We start from the raw sequence: 18,812 nt of genomic DNA on the forward strand, positions 1-18,812 counted from the left end.
GATCGGCATGAGTGAACGGCACAGTGAGCGGGACAGTGAACGGGACGGCGAACGCGACGTCGCGCGGGATATCGACGCCATCCGGCTGCGTCAGCTGCGCGCCTTCCTCGCGGTCGCCGAGGAGCGCAACTTCACCCACGCCGCCGACCGGCTCGGCATCGGCCAGCCCGCGCTGACCCGCACCGTCCGGGCGCTGGAGGAGGCCGTGGGCGCGCGGCTGCTGGAGCGCACCACCCGCCGCGTCGCCCTCACCGAGGACGGCCGGGCGCTGTACGCGGACCTCGGCCCCCTGCTCGCCCGGCTGGACGACGCGCTGCGCGCGGTGGGCGGCCGGGCCCTGCTGCGGCTCGGCTTCACCTCGCTGCTGCCCGACCGCTGCGCCGCCCTCACCAGCGCCTTCGAGGCCGCCACCGGCGCCGGAGTGCGCCTGGTGCGCCGCGACGCGCCGCTGGCCGGTCTTGAGGCCGGGGCGTGCGACGTCGCGGTCGTACGGGGCGAGGCGCCGCTCGGCGACGACGTACGCGCCCGGGTGCTGCTGCGCGAGGCGCGGGTGGCCGCGGTGGCGCGTACGGCGGCGGGCCCGGTGGCCCGCAGGCGCGTCCTGGACTGGGCCGAACTGGCCCGGTTCCCGCTGGTGGTGAACACGGTCAGCGGCACCACCCGCCCCGAGCTGTGGCCCGAGGACCACCGGCCGCAACTGGCGTGCACCGCGGACAACTTCGACGAGTGGCTGGAAGCCGTCGCGGCAGGCCACGGCATCGGCGTGGTGTCCGAGGCCGCGGCACAGCGCCACAGCCACCCCGGGATCCGGTTCCTGCGGCTCAAGAACGCACCGCCGGTCACCGTGCGGCTGGCCATCCCGGCCCGCAGCCCGCACCCCCTGGCGGAACGCTTCTTCGCACTGGCGGCGACGCAGCCCCCGGAAGACACTCCCTAGTTGAGCGAGGGGTCGTCCGGGTACGTCGCGACCATCGCCAGCTCACTGCGCTGGCGGCGCAGGACCGCCCGCCACAGCCGCTCCGGGGACGGCGACGACACGTCCCCCGGCTCCGACTCCACCACGTACCACGCGCCGTCCGACAGCTCGTCCTCCAGCTGCCCCGGGCCCCAGCCCGCGTACCCCGCGAAGATCCGCAGCGACCCCACCGCGGCCGCCAGCAGCTCCGGCGGCGCCTCCAGGTCCACCAGGCCGATCGCCCCGTGCACCCTGCGCCAGCCGAGTGGCCCGCCCTCCTCGCCGCGCGCCGGGGACCGGCCCGCCTCCCCCGGCACCACGGCCACGCCCAGCGCCGAGTCCAGCGACACCGGACCGCCCTGGAAGACCACCCCCGGTTCACCGGCCAGCTCGGCCCACGACTCCAGGATGTCCCCGACGCCGACCGGGGTCGGCCGGTTCAGGACCACGCCGAGTGAGCCCTCCTCGTCGTGGTCGAGGAGCAGCACCACCGCGCGGTCGAAGTTCGGGTCAGCAAGCGCCGGTGTCGCGACAAGCAGCCGTCCTGTGAGGGAGGACACCTCGGTCATGGCCACATGATCCCGCATATCCGGTCCGGACGGGGAGTGGAAGGTGAGACCCGTATGAGAGCAGGTCGGGGCGTACGACAGCAGGAGCGGCGCACGTGACGGTCGGTTCCCGAAGCGGAACGGAGTGTGGTGCGACACATTCCGATCCATTTCGAGGGTGCAACAGCCTTACGGAGGGGGACACGGAGCCCATTAGTCTTGCCTTTTGGCCCATCGACCGTCCCAGGAACGCGAGACCAGATGACCCGCTCGAACGATGTCCTGCTCGTCCATGGCGGCACCCCGCTCGAGGGCGAGATCAATGTCCGCGGCGCGAAGAACCTCGTGCCGAAGGCCATGGTCGCCGCCCTGCTCGGCAGTGCGCCGAGCCGACTGCGCAACGTCCCCGACATCCGCGATGTGCGGGTGGTGCGCGGGCTGCTCCAGTTGCACGGTGTCACGGTGCGCCCCGGCGACGAGTCCGGTGAGCTGGTGCTCGACCCCACCCACGTGGAGAGCGCCAATGTCGCCGACATCGACGCGCACGCCGGCTCCTCGCGCATCCCGATCCTCTTCTGCGGTCCACTGCTGCACCGCCTCGGCCACGCCTTCATCCCGGGCCTCGGCGGCTGCGACATCGGCGGCCGGCCGATCGACTTCCACTTCGACGTGCTGCGCCAGTTCGGCGCGACGATCGAGAAGCGCGCGGACGGCCAGTACCTGGAGGCTCCGCACCGGCTGCGCGGTACGAAGATCCGGCTGCCGTACCCGTCGGTGGGCTCCACCGAGCAGGTGCTGCTCACGGCCGTACTCGCCGAGGGTGTGACGGAACTCTCCAACGCCGCGGTCGAACCGGAGATCGAAGACCTCATCTGCGTGCTCCAGAAGATGGGCGCCATCATCTCCATGGACACCGACCGCACGATCCGGATCACCGGCGTCGACAAACTCGGCGGCTACAACCACCGCGCCCTCCCGGACCGCCTGGAGGCCGCCTCCTGGGCGAGCGCGGCGCTGGCCACCGAGGGCAGCGTCTACGTACGCGGCGCCCGCCAGCGCGAGATGATGACCTTCCTCAACACCTTCCGCAAGGTCGGTGGCGCCTTCGACATCGGCGACGAGGGCATACGGTTCTGGCACCCGGGCGGCAAGCTCAACGCGATCGCCCTGGAGACCGACGTCCACCCCGGCTTCCAGACCGACTGGCAGCAGCCGCTGGTGGTGGCCCTGACCCAGGCCTCGGGGCTGTCCATCGTCCACGAGACGGTCTACGAGTCCCGGCTGGGCTTCACCTCCGCGCTGAACCAGATGGGCGCGCACATCCAGCTCTACCGCGAGTGCCTCGGCGGCTCGGCGTGCCGCTTCGGCCAGCGGAACTTCCTGCACTCCGCGGTCGTCTCCGGCCCCACCCGGCTCCAGGGCTCCGACCTGGTCATCCCCGACCTGCGCGGCGGCTTCTCGTACCTGATCGCGGCCCTCGCCGCCCAGGGCACGTCCCGGGTGCACGGCATCGACCTGATCAACCGGGGCTACGAGAACTTCATGCACAAGCTGGTGGAGCTGGGCGCCAAGGTAGAACTCCCAGGCGGCGGCGAAGCCGTCTAACGGCTCCCCACCCGGGGGCGACCGCCCCCGGCCCTCCGGCCGCAGCGGCTACGGCGGCCGGGGCGCCCCCGCCGTTCCCCGGGCGGCGGGGCTTCTCCCCCACCCCGCCCCTTCCCGAACCGTGGGCACAGCCCCCGGGCCCCCGGCGTGAGCAGGTGGGATACGCGCGGGGAGCCCGCACCCGGGCTGCCAGGCCGAACCCGCGCCCCCTCCGGCGGGCGGGGAAACAGGCCGCAGGGCCACGGGCGGGGACGACGCCGTGTGAAGCATCGCCCCAGGCCCGGCGCCTCTGCCACGCGGCCGACTCACGCGACGGCTCCCCAGCCGCCTGCAACCCCGGGGCTGCCACACCGCGCGGCGGGCCCGGCCCCTCGGCCGCCGCAGGCACGCCGGGCGAGTACAGCCGGGTTTCTCCCCTACCCCGCCCCTTCCCGAACCAGGGGCACCGCCCCCAGGCCCCGGCCTCCCGGCCGTGAACAGGTGGGATACGGGCGGGGAGCCCGCACCCCCGGGCTGCCAGGCCGAACCCGCGCCCCCTCCGGCGGGCGAGAAAGCAGGCCGCAGGGCCACGGGCGGGGACGGCGCCGTGTGGGGCATCGCCCCCGGGCCCCGCGCCTCCACGGCGCGGCCGAGTCACGCGATGGCTCGTACGCCGCAGCCGCCTCCAGTCCCGCTACGGCGGGCAGGACAAGCCCGCGGGTCCCGAGCCGCGACACCGAACGGCCGACCCGCAAGCACGCGGACGCGGTGTGGCGGGGGCACCCCCATCCCGTCCCTCCCGAACCGGGGCACCGTGGCCGGGTGCGACGGCATGTGGGGCATCGCCCCTGGTCCCCGCGCCTCCGCCGCGTGGCCGTCCGGAGCCGCGGGCTGCCGCACGGGGGCGTCGTGGCGCCGTGGTGGGGCTGAGGGCGGGCCGCGGGGCGGCGGGGGCTGTGAGCAGCCGCTACGGGCCGTGGGGCGGCTGCGCGCCGCCCCACGGCCCGTAGGGACGGCGAAGGGCGGCCACCCGCACCGGGTGGCCGCCCCATGTTGTTCGCCAGGCGCTTGCGCGCCTTCGGCTTACTTGCCCTTGGCGGCTTCCTTCAGCTTGGAGCCCGCGGAGACCTTCACGCTGTAGCCGGCCGGGATCTCGATCGGCTCACCGGTCTGCGGGTTGCGCGCGGTGCGAGCGGCACGGTGGGTGCGCTCGAAGGTCAGGAAGCCGGGGATGGTGACCTTCTCGTCGCCCTTGGCGACGACCTCACCGGTCACCTCGGCCAGGGCCGCCAGAACGGCGTCGGCGTCCTTGCGGGTCACCTCGGCGCGCTCGGACAGAGCGGCCACCAGCTCACTGCGGTTCATGTTGTACTCCCGTGTTCATCTTGCCATTAGGCGTGAGATCGAAGCCGATGCTGCCAGGGCCCTCGGACAGTCCCCGGACCCGGGTCTGCTGTTCAGACCCTCGCGCCCGGAACGCATCCTGCCCCCACCTGTGGCGGGAAAGCCAATCCGGAACCCCGGAGAGTCACACGAAAAGCGCCGTGGCGGTCGTTTTTCTGCCCGCCAGCCTATGGCGGCCCCAGGTAGCCCAAGGGCCGCGACGCGCCGTGCCCGGCTCAGACCGCAGTGGTACCGGTCACAGGCTTTGCCGCTTCACGCACGGCTCCGGCGACCGCCCCCGCGACCTTGTCGTTGAAGACGCTCGGAATGATGTAGTTGGCATTCAGTTCGTCGTCGTGGACGACATCCGCGAGCGCACCCGCCGCGGCCAGCATCATGTCGGTGTTCACCGTACGGGACTGGGCGTCCAGGAGGCCACGGAAGACACCAGGGAAGACCAGGACGTTGTTGATCTGGTTCGGGAAGTCCGAGCGGCCGGTGGCGACCACCGCGGCGGTCTGACGGGCGATCGCCGGGTCCACCTCGGGGTCCGGGTTGGCCAGCGCGAACACGATCGCGTCGTCCGCCATCGCCGCCACGTCCTCGCCCGACAGCACGTTCGGGGCCGACACGCCGATGAAGACATCCGCGCCCCGCACCGCCTCCCGCAGCGTGCCCGTGACACCCTCCGGGTTGGTGTTGTCCGCGATCCACCGCAGCGGCGAGTCCGGATCGGCGGAGACCAGGTCCTCACGGCCGGAGTGCACCACACCGTGGATGTCGGCGACCACCGCGTGCCGCACACCCGCGGCGTTCAGCAGCTTCAGGATCGCCGTGCCCGCCGCACCCGCGCCGGACATCACCACCCGCACGTCCTCGATCTTCTTGTTCACCACCCGCAGCGCATTGGTCAGCGCCGCCAGCACCACGATCGCCGTGCCGTGCTGGTCGTCGTGGAAGACCGGGATGTCCACCGCCTCCCGCAGCCGCGCCTCGATCTCGAAGCACCGCGGGGCGGAGATGTCCTCCAGGTTGATGCCCGCAAACCCCGGGGCGATGGCCTTGACGATCTCCACGATCGCGTCGGTGTCCTGGGTGTCCAGACAGATCGGCCACGCGTCGATCCCGGCGAAGCGCTTGAACAGCGCCGCCTTGCCCTCCATCACCGGCAGCGCGGCCTTCGGCCCGATGTTCCCCAGCCCCAGCACCGCGGAACCGTCCGTGACGACCGCGACGCTGTTGCGCTTGATGGTCAGCCGCCGGGCATCCTCCGGATTGTCCGCGATCGCCTGGCACACCCGCGCCACACCGGGGGTGTAGACCATGGACAGATCGTCACGGTTGCGGATCGGGTGCTTCGACGACATCTCGATCTTGCCGCCGAGGTGCATCAGGAACGTACGGTCGGAGACCTTGCCCAGCGACACACCCTCGATACCGCGCAGCTTCTCCACGATCTCATCGGCGTGCGCGGTCGACGTCGCCGCGATCGTGACGTCGATACGGAGCTTTTCGTGGCCGGAAGCGGTCACATCGAGGCCGGTGACGGAGCCACCGGAGGACTCCACGGCCGTGGTCAGCTGGCTGACCGCCGTACCGCTCGCGGGGACCTCCAGCCGGACCGTCATCGAGTACGAGACGCTGGGCGCCGTTGCCATGACCGTCTTCCTCTGCTTTCCCTTGTGCCAGGTGTGCCGGGCCCCGGATAGCAGGGCCACGTCCTCAGATGGTTGCACCTACCTTCTGGTACGAGGTAACCCGGCCCGACTTTCGAACATATTGTTCTGACATGCCAAGTGGGGTCAGCCGAGTGGAAAGCCCCACTCCTTCGCGGGAACGCCGGGCGAGGCGGACCGTTCCCGCAGCCCACGCCCCTAGGCTCTGGCGCGCACAGCGCCGAACGACGTCCACCGGCGTCGAGAAACACGAGGAGCAGCGGGCATGGCTCAGGGCACCGTCAAATGGTTCAACGCCGAGAAGGGCTACGGCTTCATCGCCCAGGAGGGCGGCGGGCCGGACGTCTTCGTCCACTACAGCTCGATCAACGGCAACGGCTACCGCAGTCTCGCGGACGACCAGCGGGTCGAATTCCAGATCGTGCAGGGCCGCAAGGGCCCGCAAGCCGAAGAGGTCCGCGTCCTCGGCTGAGGACGCGGACCTCCGCGCTATGACGTTGTAGGTGGCACCGACCCGCCATGCTCGCCTCGCGGCAAGTGGTCGCTCGTAGCGACGATGGTTGGGCCCGGGGGCTTGGATCGAGCCGGTGCCACAGCAAGGCTAACAAACCATCCCTGGAAGCGATTCCCCACCGGACGGCCCGATTTCGCTCCGTCCCCCGGACGGTCCCTCAGCGGATCCGTTCAGTCCCTCAGCAGGTCCGGGACGCCGTCCAGGTCCGGGTCGTCGCGCTCCCCCGGGACCACGGTCAGCCGCTGGGTCGCCCGGGTGAGCGCCACGTACAGCACCCGCAGCCCGGCCGGTGACTCGTCGGCGATCTCGGCGGGCGAGACCACCACCGTCGCGTCGTACTCCAGCCCCTTGGCCTCCAGGCTGCCCAGCGCCACCACCCGCTCGCCGAGCCCGGCCAGCCAGCGGCGGGCCTGCTCGCGACGGCCCATGGCGACGACGACGCCGACCGTGCCGTCCACCTCGTCCAGCAGCCGGTTCGCCTCCGTGCGGACGTGATGCGCCAGGTCGCCGTCGCCGTCCGGGAGCGGCGCGAACCGCGGTACGGCGCCGGTCGAGCGGACCGCGCGGGGCGAGGGGGTGCCGGGCATCGCGAGCGCCAGCACCTTGGCGGCCAGCTCGGCGATCTCCGCCGGGTTGCGGTAGTTGACGGTGAGGGTGAAGCGGCGGCGCGGACGGGTGCCCAGCGCCTCGTCACGGGCCTCGGCCGCCTCGTCCGGGTCGGACCAGGAGGACTGGGCCGGGTCGCCGACCACCGTCCAGGTGGCGTGGCGGCCGCGGCGTCCCACCATCCGCCACTGCATGGGCGTCAGGTCCTGGGCCTCGTCCACGATGATGTGCGCGTAGTCGGTGCGCTCCTGCTCCGCCCGGTCCGCGCGGCTGCGCCGGGGCGCGCTGCGGTCGGCGAAGGTGGTCAGCTCCTCAAGACCGGTGAGCTGGTCCAGCGGATCGACCTCGCGGGGCTTCGCCGGGCGGGCCGGGGCGCCCAGGATGGTGTGCAGCTCGTCCAGCAGCGCCACGTCGTGCACCGACAGCGGGCCCTGCCCGTCCGGGCCCAGCCGGGCCAGGGAGCGGGCCACCAGGCGGGTCTCCCGCGGGTTCAGCACCCGCCGTGACCAGCGGCCCAGCCGCTTCTCGTCGGCCATCGCGGCGAGCACGGAGCGCGGCGTCAGCTCGGGCCACCAGGCGTCCAGGAAGTCGGCGAACGCGTCCTCGCCGGAGATGTCCTCGTCGAAGCCCTCGCGCGCCTCGGCGGCCAGTTCGGGGTCCGTGTAGCGCCGCGGGCCGCCCGAGCGGGCCCACAGCGCGTCCAGCAGCAGGCGGCGGGCGCGCGGGCGCAGCAGGTTGACGGGCGCGGTGCCGCCCAGCGCGTTCTGCCGGATGCCGCGCAGCTCCTCGGCGTCCAGCTCGATACGGCTCCCGAAGGCGACGACCCGCAGGCGCTCGGGCGGCCCGCCGGGTCTCTCGCCCCTGCCGGGGGCGTCGACCGCGGCGGCCGCGTCGTCCAGGGTCAGCTGACCGCCGTCGTCGGCGGGCGCCGGGCCCGCGGGCGGCAGCTCCAGGGCGCCGCGGGCCGCCTTGCGCAACAGCTTCGTCATGCGGGAGGAGCCCTTGACCCGGGCCACGGCCGGTTCGTCGTACGTGGTGGCCTCGGCGCCCTCGACCAGGGAGCCGACCGCGCGGATCGCCACCTGGCCCTCCTCGCCCAGCGAGGGCAGCACGCCCTCGGTGTACGCGACGAGCAACGGGGTGGGACTGACGACCAGGATGCCGCCCGCGTACCGCCTGCGGTCCTGGTAGAGCAGATACGCCGCGCGGTGCAGCGCGACCGCGGTCTTGCCGGTGCCGGGGCCGCCCTCGACCTCGGTGACGGAGGCGGCGGGCGCGCGGATCACCATGTCCTGCTCGGCCTGGATGGAGGCGACGATGTCGCGCATGGTGTGGCCGCGGGCCTGGCCGAGCGCCGCCATCAGCGCGCCGTCGCCGACCACCGGCAGCACCTCGCCGCCGAGGGTCGCGCTCAGCTCGGGGCGCATCAGGTCGTCCTCGACGCCGAGCACCCGGCGGCCCTTGCTGCGGATCACGCGGCGGCGCACGACCCGGCCGGGGGCGACGGGGGTGGAGCGGTAGAAGGGGGCGGCGGCGGGGGCCCGCCAGTCGATCACCAGCGGGGAGTAGTCGGCGTCCAGCACCCCGATGCGGCCGATGTGCAGGGTCTCCGCGATCTCCGCGCGGTCCCCGTCCTCCCCCGGCCGGATGGCGTCGTCGGCGGGTTCCACGGAGGTGTACGCACCGTCCGGGCCGCGTTCGCCGTCCTTGCCGAGGAGCAGGTCAATGCGGCCGAAGAGGAAGTCCTCGAACTCGCTGTTCAGGCGGTTGAGGTGGACTCCGGCCCGGAACACCTGGGCGTCGCGCTCGGCGAGCGCACCGGGGGTGCCGACCTGGCCGCGCTTGGCGGCGTCGTCCATGAGGAACTCCGCCTCGTGGATCTTCTCCTCGAGGCGGCGGTACACGCGGTCCAGATGGGTCTGTTCGATCCGGATCTCACGGTCCCGGATCCCGTCCCCGGCGTCACGCGGCGGGGCCGTCCGGCTTTCGTGCGTGACGTTCCGCGTAACGTTCTGCGTGGCGTTCTGCGCGGCCACCCAAGCCCCCTTCTGTGTACATAGGGCAGCCGTCAACCGTACACCCACCCGTGCGCGCCACTCAGATATCGACCGGCTCGGATCCGGCTCAGATATTGACCTCGGCCAGCCGCTGGCCGTCGAGGGTGCGGACCTCGAAGCGGGCGATGTCGCTCTCGTTCATCGCCGCACCGCCCTGCGCGTACAGCGGCTCCTTGTTCCAGCGGGAGCCGTCGCCGTCCTTGATCCCGTAGCCCGCGCTGGGCACGGCCCACGTCGTGACGGTCTCCTCGTGACCGTCCTTGCCGATGGCGATCAGATCGCAGCTCTTGGGCCCCTTGAGGTTGCCCAGCTTGAGCGCGATGGCGGTGCCCCAGCCCTTCTGGGCCAGCGAGACCGAGGCGTCCACCTTGGTCTCGGGGTCCACCGAGCTGTACTTCTTGCCCTGGTCGTAGGCCACCTGCGCCGGATTGGCCGCGGCGATCGGGGGGTTGGCGCCGCCCCCGCCGTCGTCGGAGCCCGAGGTGACCGCCGCGCCCGCGAGCGGGCCGCCGACGATCATGAGGCCCGCCGCGGCGACGAGGAAGAGCCGCCGGCGGTTCTTCCCGCGGCGGCTGACCGTCACCTCGTCGAGCAGCCGGTCCAGCATCTCGGGCCCGGGGCGGGCGGTGAGGGTGACGGGGTCGGGGACGGCCGTGCCGTCCGCGTTGGTCGCGTAGTCCGCCAGCAGTGGTGGGATGCCCATCAGCCCGTCCAGCTCTGCCGCGCACCGCTCGCACCCGATCAGGTGCTCCTCGAAACGCGCCGCGTCGGCCGCGTCGAGGACGCCGAGCGCATAGGCGCCGACGGCGGTGTGCTGCTGGTCGTCCGCTGTCGGCATCATGCCGAGACCCCCCGTTCCTCAAGTGAGAGCTTGAGCGAACGCAGCGCGTAGTAAACCCGGGATCGTACGGTCCCGGGCGGCACGCGCAGCACTCCCGCAGCCTCACTCACCGTCCGTCCCTTGAAGTATGTCTCGACGAGCGCCTCTCTGTGCGCATCGGACAGGTCATTCAGGGCATCGGAAATGGTCATCTGACGGAGCGCCCGATCTATGTCATCCGCTGCGGGCATGACATGCAGGGGGGCCGCGTCGACCTCTTGGGGGCGGGCACGGCGGCTTCGGTGGCCGTCGATGACGATGCGGCGAGCCACGGTTACCAGCCACGGGCGTACGGAACCGCCACTGCGCTGTAGCTGGTCGGCGTTGCGCCAAGCCCGTAAAAGCGTCTCCTGAACCACGTCCTCGGCGCGGTGCCGGTCGCCTGCGACCAGGCGCAGGACGAAGGCGAGAAGCGGGCCCGCATGCTCCGCATAGAGCGCGCGCATCAGCGCGTCGTCCGGTGTCGTCCTCTCGGTCACGAGGGCATCTTTGCGTACGCAAGGCTCTGGGTCGAGGGGCGTACGGGCTGGAATGATCCGCCGTTCATTCACAACCCTGTGACATTCCTCCCACTTCTGCACTGAACATTTCCCGGGCCACGCCACGTACTTGAGGCCGAGAACCCGGCGCCGGGCGGGCGTCGGCCACCATAAAGGGCTCCCTCCCCAAACACCGCCCCGCAGGCCCCGGTCCCCCCATCCGGGGCCTGCGTCATGTCTGAAACTCGTTCATGTTTTGCTCGTGCTGGGGGTTTAAACGGCGTCGATGGCGCGCCACGCGCTCCCGGTTGCCGCACAACTCGCTGGAGCACCAGCGGCGGCGACGGCCCCGCGAGGTGTCCAGGTACACCAGCGAGCAGCTCTCCCCCTCGCAGCGCCGCAGCTGCCCGCGCGCGACGGGGTCGGTGAGCAGCGCGACGGCGTCGCGGGCGATCTGGGCGAGCAGCGCCCCGCAGTCGGGGGCGGCGGCGAGCCGGGCGACGAGGGTGCCGTCGGTGGCGCGTACGGCCCGCACGGCGGGCGGGGCAGTGGCGGCGAGCGCGTTCACCCGCTCCAGGTCCGGCCCCGCGGCCCGTCCCTCCACCTCCGTGTGCACGATGCGGTGGAGGAGGTCGCGGGCGGCGCGGAAGCGGGTGAGCCAGGCGGTGTCGACGGCGTCGAGCACGGTGCCGCCGGGGATCAGGCCGGTGCCGAGCAGCCAGGCTCTGAGGGGTTCGACGCCGTCGAGGCGTTCGACGGGGGTTTCGCTGAGGCGGCCGTCGACGGTGGCCACCAGGTCCAGGCAGATCCGCCCGGAGTCGAACCGCAGGTCGAAGGCGTCCGCCGCCATGTTCCTGTCACCTCCAGGGGACGAGGGCTCCCTTCCAGGGTGCCCGCCCCGGCCCCGCCCCGGTAGGCCGCGACCTGTTCGTTCCCCACCCCGCCCCTTCCCGAACCGGGGCTCCGCCCCGGTTTCAGCGGGGCTCCGCCCCTGCACCCTCGACTCCGCCCCTGGACCCCGCTCCTCAAACGCCGGAGGGGCTGGGTGGTGGGACATCTCCGCCCCGGACCCCGCGGGGGCTCCGCCCCCTGGACCCCGCTCCTCAAACGCCGGAGGGGCTGGGTTGTACGCCCGGCGGGGCTGAGTGGCGGGCCATCCCGCCCCGGCCCCACTCCCCTGGAGGGCTGAAGTAAGGCGCTGCATGCGCCCCTGGTTGTGGGCAATCGTTCCGCAGGGCGGAACGGGTGGGCACAACCCGGCCACCGGGCCGCACCCGGCAACGAAAGCGCAAGGGGCACCCACGCGCCCCGGGACCCGCTACGCGTCCGCGTACTTCGTGTCGGCCGCCGGGTCCAGCGCCAGCCGATAGCCCCGCTTCACCACCGTCTGGATCAGCTTGGGCGAGCCCAGGGCGGTGCGGAGGCGGGCCATCGCCGTTTCCACGGCGTGCTCGTCGCGCCCCGCGCCCGGGAGGACCTTCAGCAGGTCGGCGCGGGCCACGACCCAGCCCGGGTGGCGGGCCAGGGCCCGCAGCAGGGCCATTCCGGCGGGCGGGACGGTGCGCAGCTCGCCGTCCACGACCACCGCGTGGCCGCGGATCTCCAGCCGTCGTCCGGCGACCGGCAACGGGCGGACCCGGCCGGGGAGTTCGCTGGTCAGCAGCTGGACGAGGGGGCCTAGACGGAAGCGTTCGGGCTGGCTGGTGGGGACGTCCTGGGCCTCCAGCGGCAGCGCGGTGACCGGGCCGACGCACGCGGGCAGCACATCGTGGCGCAGCGCGTCGAGCAGTTCCTCGCGCATGCCGCGCCGCTCGGCGCGGTCCAGCAGGCTCGCGGCGGCGGGGGCGCTGGTGAAGGTGATGGCGTCCACGGCGCGGGCGACCGTCGCGTCCAGCAGCCGGTCGACCGGGCCGAGATCATCCGGCGGCATCCACCGGTAGACGGGCACGCCGACCACCTCCGCGCCCCCGGCGCGCAGCGACTCGACGAAGCCGGGCAGCGGCTCGCCGTGCAGCTGGACGGCGATGCGGCGGCCCTCGACGCCCTCCTCCAGCAGCCGGTCGAGCACCTCGGCCATCGATTCGGAGGCCGGGGACCACCTCTCGGTGAGCCCGGCGGCCCGTACGGCGCCTTTCACCTTGGGCCCGCGGGCCAGCAGTTCGACGTCGCGCAGCCGGTGCAGCAGGGCGTCGCCCAGCCCCCAGCCGTCGGCGGCCTCGACCCAGCCGCGGAAGCCGATGGCGGTGGTGGCGATCACCACATCGGGGGCGTGGTCGATCAACTGCTTGGTGGAAGTGAGTAGTTCGGAGTCGTCGGAGAGCGGCACGATCCGCAGTGCGGGCGCGTGCAGGACGGCCGCGCCGCGCCGCAGCAGCAGGGCGCCGAGTTCGTCGGCGCGGCGCGCGGCGGTGACGCCGACCGTGAACCCCGCGAGGGGTCCGACGGTCGGCGTCGCCTGGTGGTGGTCTCGCTGCATGTGGCTCTGACTCTCGGCTCTCGTCCCGGTTCACTGTCGTATGCGCGCCTTGGGGTGAGTCGTCATCCTGGCGCCGTTCCGTGACGGACGCGGTTCACGGAGGTTTCCCGGGTGTAACGGGGCGTACGGTCACGGGCACGCCTTACGACCGTACGCCCCTGGAAGGTCGGCTCACACGTCCGCGTAGGCGGGCTGCGGCGCCGTCTGCGACCCCGGCGCACCGGCTCCCGCGGACCGGGCCTTCGCCGGGCTGCGGCGGAGGTATACGGCCCAGGTCACCGCCGAGCACAGGGCGTAGAAGGCGAGGAAGGAGACGAAGGCCGGGGTGCCGGAGTGGGCGCTGCCGAAGGACTGCCGGAAGGCCAGGTTGATGCCGATCCCGCCGAGCGCGCCGACCGCCCCGATCAGCCCCATGGCCGCGCCGGACAGCCGCCGCCCGTAGCTCGCGGCCTCCTCGCCGGTGAGCCCGCGGGCGGCGGCCTTGGCCTGGAAGATGCCGGGGATCATCTTGTACGTGGAGCCGTTGCCGAGCCCGCTGAGGACGAAGAGGGCGATGAAGCCGGTGAGGAAGACGGGCAGGGACTTCTGCGCGGAGGCGTAGACGACCACGAGCGTGGCGGCGGCCATCCCGGCGAAGTTCCACAGCGTGATCCGCGCCCCGCCGTACATGTCGGCCAGCCGCCCGCCGACGGGGCGGATGAGGGAGCCGAGCAGCGGGCCGATGAAGGTGAGCGAGGCGGCCTGGAGCGGGGTGCGGTCGAACTGGTTCTGGAGCACCAGCCCGAAGGCGAAGCTGTAGCCGATGAACGAGCCGAAGGTGCCGATGTAGAGCAGCGACATGATCCAGGTGTGGGCGTCCCGGGCCGCCTCCTTGGCCGCCCCGCCGTCGTTCTTCACCGGCGCCAGGTTGTCCATGAAGAGCGCCGAGAGGGCCGCCGCGATCACGATCAGCGGGATGTAGACGGCGAGCACGATCCGTGGGTGGGAGGCCCCGGCCGTGCCGATGACGAGCAGGCCGATCAGCTGGATGACCGGCACGCCGATGTTGCCGCCGCCCGCGTTGAGCCCGAGGGCCCAGCCCTTCTTGCGCAGCGGGTAGAAGGAGTTGATGTTGGTCATGGAGGACGCGAAGTTCCCGCCGCCGACCCCGGTGAGCGCCGCGACCACCATGAACGTGGTGTACGAGGTGCCGGGCTCCATCACCGCGGCGGCCGCCCCCGCCGGCACCAGCAGCATCGCGGCGCTGATGATCGTCCAGTTGCGGCCGCCGAAGCGGGCCACGGCGAAGGTGTACGGGACGCGGAGGATCCCGCCGACCAGGGTGGGCATCGCGACGAGGAAGAACTTCCCGGCCGGGTCGACCCCGTACTCCGGTCCCATGAACAGGACCATCACCGACCACAGGCTCCAGATGGAGAAGCCTATGTGCTCGGAGAGGATGGAGAAGATCAGGTTCCGGGTCGCGACGCGCTCCCCCTTCTCCCGCCAGAACGTCTCGTCCTCCGGATCCCACTCCTCGATCCAGCGGCCCCCCTTGCGGGCGGGGGTGGTGGTCGGGGCAGTCATCAGGGCCTCCACAGTGCTCGGTGTCGCTGCCGACAGTAGGGACGGCGCATTACCGGCCTGTGGCGAGAGGTGACCGGCACGAAACCTTGCTCTCACCCACGGCGGCAGAGTGCGGTGAGGGGCGGGGCGCCCCTCTTCGGGGGCAGCGGTGGCGATCGCGTACACGGCGCCGCGTATCGCCCGGTACCGTACGCGGTGCACCACCCGCCCGCCCGCGCCGGAGGACCGCATGAGCACCCAGCCGGACCACTCGTACGACCCGGTGACGCCGCAACCGGCCGCCACGCCCGAGGCGCTGCGCGCGGCGGTGGCGCAGGTCGCCCCCGGGTCTCTGGCCGCCTTCGACGCCGAGCGCGCGGAAGCCGTCCAGCAGGCCCGTACCGAGGTGAGCGCGGCCCCGCTGCGCAGCTTCACCCGGCAGTGGTCGGTCAACGTGGCGATCGCTCGCCACCCCGCGCGTGCTGACCGTCTCCGCGAGCTGGAAGCGCTGGTCGCGAGCTCGGACGACATCGTCCAGGCACGCGAGGCCGTCGCGGAGATCGGCCGCATCCTGGACGCCGCGTTCGCCGAGGCCGGGGTGAAGCGAGGGGACGCGTGAGCGACACCTGGCGCTGGGAGTACGACCCCGACGAGGCACACGTCGTCGCCGGGTTGCCCAGCCACCTGATCGGCGAGGTCGAGCGGATCGCGAGCGAGTTGGTCGACCTCGCCACCATGGGCGTCGATGTCACGGACCTCGGCAAGGGTCCTCATCCGGGGGTTCCGGGCGGGCTGCGCCGCCTCGGCATCGGCGGCGACGGCTGGCTGTATTTCCTGGCCATGCCGCGCCTGCGGCTGATCGTCATCACCCGCGTGATCCCGCCGTACGAAGACCTCTAGAAGACGCCAGGGCCCGCCTCCGACCGGGGGCGGGCCCGACGTATGCCCCCGTGCGCCTGCTCCACGGGCTTCCCCAGCATTTTGTCAACGCCATTGACATACCTCTCCGCGCCCGCCTATACCTCTGCCCATCGAAGCGCTTCGACGAACGTTGCACGTGCACATTCCTCCCAACCCTCCCGGAGGCAGTGGATGTTGACGGCACGGAAACGGACGAGACGAACGGGGGCCGTCATCGCGGTCGCGGTCGCGGGGTCCCTGGTCCTGGCGGGGTGCGGGGGCGGTGGGGACGAGGCCGGGGACGGCAAGACGCTCACGCTGTGGCATTACGAGGCGCCCAACGGCGCCATGGGCGCGGCCTGGAGCCAGGCGATCGAGGAGTTCAAGAAGAGCCATCCGGGCGTGACGGTGACGTTCGAGGAGAAGGGCTTCGAACAGATTCGAAAGACCGCCTCGATGGTGCTGGGCTCGGACAGCGCGCCCGATCTCATGGAGTACAACAAGGGCAACGCCACCACCGGGCTGCTCTCCAAGCAGGGGCTGCTCACCGACCTCTCCCCGGAGGTCACCAAGCGCGGCTGGGACAAGCCGCTCAGCGCGGGGGTGCGCACCACCAGCCGGTACGACGCCCGGGGCGTGATGGGCTCCGGCAAGTGGTTCGGGGTGCCGAACTACGCCGAATACACGATGGTCTTCTACAACAAGACCCTCTTCGAGAAGCACAAGGTGAAGGTCCCGACCACCTTCGGTGAGTTCACCGCCGCGCTGGAGGACTTCAAGCGCAAGGGCGTCACCCCGCTCGCCAACGCGGGCGCCGAATACCCCGCCCAGCAGTACGTCTACCAGCTGGCCCTCTCCAAGGCCGACCGCTCCTGGGTGGACGCGTACGAGCAGTACAAGGGCGAGCCCGACTTCCACGACGCCGCCTGGACCTACGGCGCCACGACCTTCGCCGACTGGGTGAAGAAGGGCTACATCGCGAAGAGTTCGAGCGGCACCAAGGCCGAGGACGCGGGCGCGGCGTTCATCGCGGGGAAGTACCCGATGTTCTTCTCCGGCAGCTGGTGGTTCGGCCGCTTCAAGTCGGAGATCAAGGACGAGTGGGGCACGTTCCCCTTCCCCGGCTCCCGGCTGACGCTCGGCTCCGGCGGCAACTTATGGGTCGTCCCCAAGGGCGCGAAGAACAAGCAGCTCGCGTACGACTTCATCGACATCACGATGAAGAAGGGCATCCAGAACACCCTGGGCAACAAGGGCGGCGTGCCCGTGGCCGCCGATCCGGCCGCGATCACCGACCCCAAGGCCAAGAGCCTGATCCAGGACTTCACCGCCTACTCCGACGGCGGCGGCCTCGCCTTCTACCCGGACTGGCCGGTGCCCGGCTTCTACGACACCCTCGTCTCGGAGACCCAGAAGCTGATGACGGGCGACGCGAAGCCGGACGCCTATCTGGACGCGCTGGAGAAGGCGTACGAGGCGGGCGCGCCGAAGGGATGAGCAGGCAGCGCGAGTACCCGTACACGCTCTTCCTGATCCCCGGCGCGCTGGCGTTCCTCGCCGTCATCGTCGTCCCGTTCCTGATGAACACCGGGATCAGCTTCACCCACTGGCAGGGCGTCGGCACCCCGGAGTGGGCCGGTCTGGACAACTACCGGACGCTGCTGGACGACGACGCCTTCTGGGAGTCCTTCCGGCACAGCCTCGCCATGGTGGTGGCGATGGCGGCGATCCCGACCGCGCTCGGTCTGGTGCTGGCCGCCGCGCTGTTCGACTTCGTCGGCAAGCGCTTCGGCTCCCGCACCGCGAGCGTGCTGCGCGCCTGCTTCTACCTCCCGCAGGTGCTGCCGATCGCGGTGGCGGGCATCGTCTGGAGCTGGATCCTGGCCCCCGAGGACGGCGCCCTCAACGATCTGCTGAAGGCGGTGGGCCTCGGCTCGCTGCGCCACGACTGGCTGGGCGATCCGGACCTCGCCCTGTACAGCGTGATGGGGGTGATGGTGTGGGTCCAGCTGGGCTTTCCGCTGGTGGTGTTCATGGCGGGGCTCCAGCGCGTCGACCCGGCGCTGTACGAGGCGGCCGAGCTGGACGGCGCCTCGTGGTGGCGGCGGTTCTGGCACGTCACGCTGCCGCAGATCCGCCCGGAGATCTTCGTCGTGCTGCTGTGGTGCACGATCGCCGCGCTCAAGGTGTTCGGCGCGGTGTACGTGCTCACCAAGGGCGGCCCGGGCGGGGCGACCAATGTCCCCTCGTACTTCTCCTTCCAGTCGTTCTTCGAGACGACGCAGGTCGGCTACGGCTCCGCGGTCTCGACCGTGCTCACCGTGATCATCCTGGCGCTGGCCCTGGTCGCCCTGCGCCTCCAGACGAGGGCGGAGGACCGGGAGCGGTGAGGGCCCTGAAGCGATATCCGGTGCTGGCCGCGCTGATCGTGGCGGCCGTCCTCATGGTGCTGCCGTTCCTGGTGGTCGCCCTCAACGCGGTCAAGTCGCCCGCCGAGTACTCCGCGAACGGGCCCCTGAGCCTGCCCGAGGGGCTCTATCTGGACGGGATCGCGGACTTCTGGGAACGGGTCGACTTCGGGCAGAAGCTGATCAACTCCGTACTGATCTCGGGATCGGTCGCGATCGGCGCCGCCGTGCTGTCCGTCCTCAACGCGTACGCCATCGGCATCGGCCGGGTGAAGGGCCGCCCCTGGGTGCTGGCCTTCTTCGTACTGGCCAACATGCTGCCGCAGGAGGCGCTGGTCTACCCCGTCTACTACCTGTCCAAGCAGGTGGGGCTGTACGACACCCGGCTGAGCGTGATCCTCGTCTTCATCGTGATCCAGGCCGCGTTCGGCACCTATCTGCTCTCCTCCGTCCTCGGCGCCTTCCCCCGGGAGATCGTCGAGGCGGCCCGGATCGACGGCGCGAACAAGTGGCAGGTGCTGTGGCGGGTGGTGGTGCCGGTCAGCCGCCCGACCATCGGGGTGCTGCTGGTGTTCTTCTTCATCTGGACCTGGAACGAGTTCCTGCTGCCGCTGGTGATGCTGATCTCCAACGACAACCAGACGGTGTCGGTCGCCCTCGGTGTCCTCCAGGGCCAGCGGCTGATGGACGCCACCATGACCAACGCGGCCGCCCTGCTCGGCGTGGTCCCCGCGGTCATCTTCTTCCTGATCTTCCAGCGGACCCTGACCCGCGGCATCGCCGCGGGCGCGGTCAAATAAC

At 71.7% G+C, this 18,812-nt stretch carries 17 protein-coding genes; 8 read left to right on the plus strand and 9 right to left on the minus strand.

Translation table 11 applies throughout. From position 1 onward, the window contains the following. Positions 1–7 precede the first annotated feature (7 nt). Positions 8–937, plus strand: coding sequence for a LysR family transcriptional regulator (locus tag HYQ63_RS17205; RefSeq protein ID WP_179934751.1), 930 nt, complete (start codon positions 8–10; stop codon positions 935–937). On the opposite strand, the gene HYQ63_RS17210 is transcribed toward HYQ63_RS17205, so the two are convergent. Continuing rightward, positions 934–1,524 carry a YqgE/AlgH family protein gene (locus tag HYQ63_RS17210; protein ID WP_179934752.1) on the minus strand — a complete coding sequence of 197 codons (591 nt, stop codon included), beginning with the start codon at positions 1,522–1,524 and terminating at the stop codon, positions 934–936. The genes HYQ63_RS17205 and HYQ63_RS17210 overlap by 4 nt on opposite strands. Positions 1,525–1,764: 240 nt before the next feature. On the opposite strand from HYQ63_RS17210, the gene murA reads away from it, so the two are divergent. Beyond that, on the plus strand, positions 1,765–3,108 hold the full coding sequence (gene murA, locus HYQ63_RS17215; protein ID WP_179934753.1) for a UDP-N-acetylglucosamine 1-carboxyvinyltransferase: 1,344 nt from the start codon (positions 1,765–1,767) through the stop codon (positions 3,106–3,108). 1,062 nt (positions 3,109–4,170) lie between these two features. Here murA and HYQ63_RS17220 read toward each other — a convergent pair. Together HYQ63_RS17220 and HYQ63_RS17225 are read right to left on the minus strand one after the other, a co-directional pair. Then, complete coding sequence (locus HYQ63_RS17220; protein WP_009717479.1) at positions 4,171–4,452, minus strand: HU family DNA-binding protein; 282 nt, start codon at positions 4,450–4,452, stop codon at positions 4,171–4,173. Between the two features lie 254 nt (positions 4,453–4,706). Then, the gene (locus HYQ63_RS17225) at positions 4,707–6,128 is read right to left on the minus strand and encodes an NAD-dependent malic enzyme (protein WP_179934754.1); all 1,422 of its coding nucleotides are present in this window, start codon (positions 6,126–6,128) and stop codon (positions 4,707–4,709) included. Between the two features lie 283 nt (positions 6,129–6,411). On the opposite strand from HYQ63_RS17225, the gene HYQ63_RS17230 reads away from it, so the two are divergent. Then, positions 6,412–6,618: a cold-shock protein gene (locus HYQ63_RS17230; protein WP_009717477.1), complete on the plus strand. Its 207-nt coding sequence runs from the start codon at positions 6,412–6,414 to the stop codon at positions 6,616–6,618. 212 nt (positions 6,619–6,830) lie between these two features. Here the strand turns inward: HYQ63_RS17230 and HYQ63_RS17235 are convergent, their stop codons facing one another. The 6 genes from HYQ63_RS17235 to HYQ63_RS17260 all read right to left on the minus strand — a co-directional run bounded on the left by HYQ63_RS17235 (position 6,831) and on the right by HYQ63_RS17260 (position 14,724). Further along, the gene (locus HYQ63_RS17235; protein WP_373689103.1) at positions 6,831–9,302 is read right to left on the minus strand and encodes a UvrD-helicase domain-containing protein; all 2,472 of its coding nucleotides are present in this window, start codon (positions 9,300–9,302) and stop codon (positions 6,831–6,833) included. An 88-nt stretch (positions 9,303–9,390) separates the two neighbouring features. Further along, the gene (locus HYQ63_RS17240) at positions 9,391–10,164 is read right to left on the minus strand and encodes an anti-sigma factor (RefSeq protein WP_179934755.1); all 774 of its coding nucleotides are present in this window, start codon (positions 10,162–10,164) and stop codon (positions 9,391–9,393) included. Continuing rightward, on the minus strand, positions 10,161–10,682 hold the full coding sequence (locus HYQ63_RS17245) for a sigma-70 family RNA polymerase sigma factor (RefSeq protein WP_039938820.1): 522 nt from the start codon (positions 10,680–10,682) through the stop codon (positions 10,161–10,163). The genes HYQ63_RS17240 and HYQ63_RS17245 overlap by 4 nt, the downstream gene beginning before the upstream one ends. Before the next feature lie 232 nt (positions 10,683–10,914). Beyond that, on the minus strand, positions 10,915–11,532 hold the full coding sequence (locus HYQ63_RS17250) for an ABATE domain-containing protein (RefSeq protein ID WP_179934757.1): 618 nt from the start codon (positions 11,530–11,532) through the stop codon (positions 10,915–10,917). Positions 11,533–12,000: 468 nt separating this feature from the next. Beyond that, a complete protein-coding gene (locus HYQ63_RS17255; protein WP_179934758.1) occupies positions 12,001–13,158 on the minus strand; it encodes a uroporphyrinogen-III synthase in 1,158 nt (385 codons plus the stop codon). A 171-nt stretch (positions 13,159–13,329) separates the two neighbouring features. Continuing rightward, positions 13,330–14,724, minus strand: a complete 1,395-nt coding sequence (locus HYQ63_RS17260) for a NarK/NasA family nitrate transporter (RefSeq protein ID WP_179934759.1) — start codon at positions 14,722–14,724, stop codon at positions 13,330–13,332. 229 nt (positions 14,725–14,953) lie between these two features. Here HYQ63_RS17260 and HYQ63_RS17265 point away from each other — a divergent pair, with 229 nt between their 5' ends. From HYQ63_RS17265 to HYQ63_RS17285, 5 genes are all read left to right on the plus strand, one after another. Next, a complete protein-coding gene (locus tag HYQ63_RS17265; protein WP_179934760.1) occupies positions 14,954–15,322 on the plus strand; it encodes a DUF6247 family protein in 369 nt (122 codons plus the stop codon). Then, positions 15,319–15,603 (plus strand): hypothetical protein, encoded by a 285-nt coding sequence (locus HYQ63_RS17270; protein ID WP_179934761.1) that lies wholly within the window; start codon positions 15,319–15,321, stop codon positions 15,601–15,603. Before HYQ63_RS17265 ends, HYQ63_RS17270 begins: the two co-directional genes overlap by 4 nt. Positions 15,604–15,795: 192 nt before the next feature. Beyond that, positions 15,796–17,100, plus strand: coding sequence for an ABC transporter substrate-binding protein (locus HYQ63_RS17275; protein WP_179934762.1), 1,305 nt, complete (start codon positions 15,796–15,798; stop codon positions 17,098–17,100). After that, positions 17,097–17,993: a carbohydrate ABC transporter permease gene (locus HYQ63_RS17280; protein ID WP_179934763.1), complete on the plus strand. Its 897-nt coding sequence runs from the start codon at positions 17,097–17,099 to the stop codon at positions 17,991–17,993. Before HYQ63_RS17275 ends, HYQ63_RS17280 begins: the two co-directional genes overlap by 4 nt. Before the next feature lie 53 nt (positions 17,994–18,046). Beyond that, positions 18,047–18,811 (plus strand): carbohydrate ABC transporter permease, encoded by a 765-nt coding sequence (locus HYQ63_RS17285; RefSeq protein WP_179940210.1) that lies wholly within the window; start codon positions 18,047–18,049, stop codon positions 18,809–18,811. Position 18,812 lies beyond the last annotated feature (1 nt).

It is taken from the genome of Streptomyces sp. Rer75 (assembly GCF_013414305.1).
In the GTDB taxonomy this organism is placed as follows: Bacteria; Actinomycetota; Actinomycetes; order Streptomycetales; family Streptomycetaceae; genus Streptomyces; species Streptomyces himastatinicus.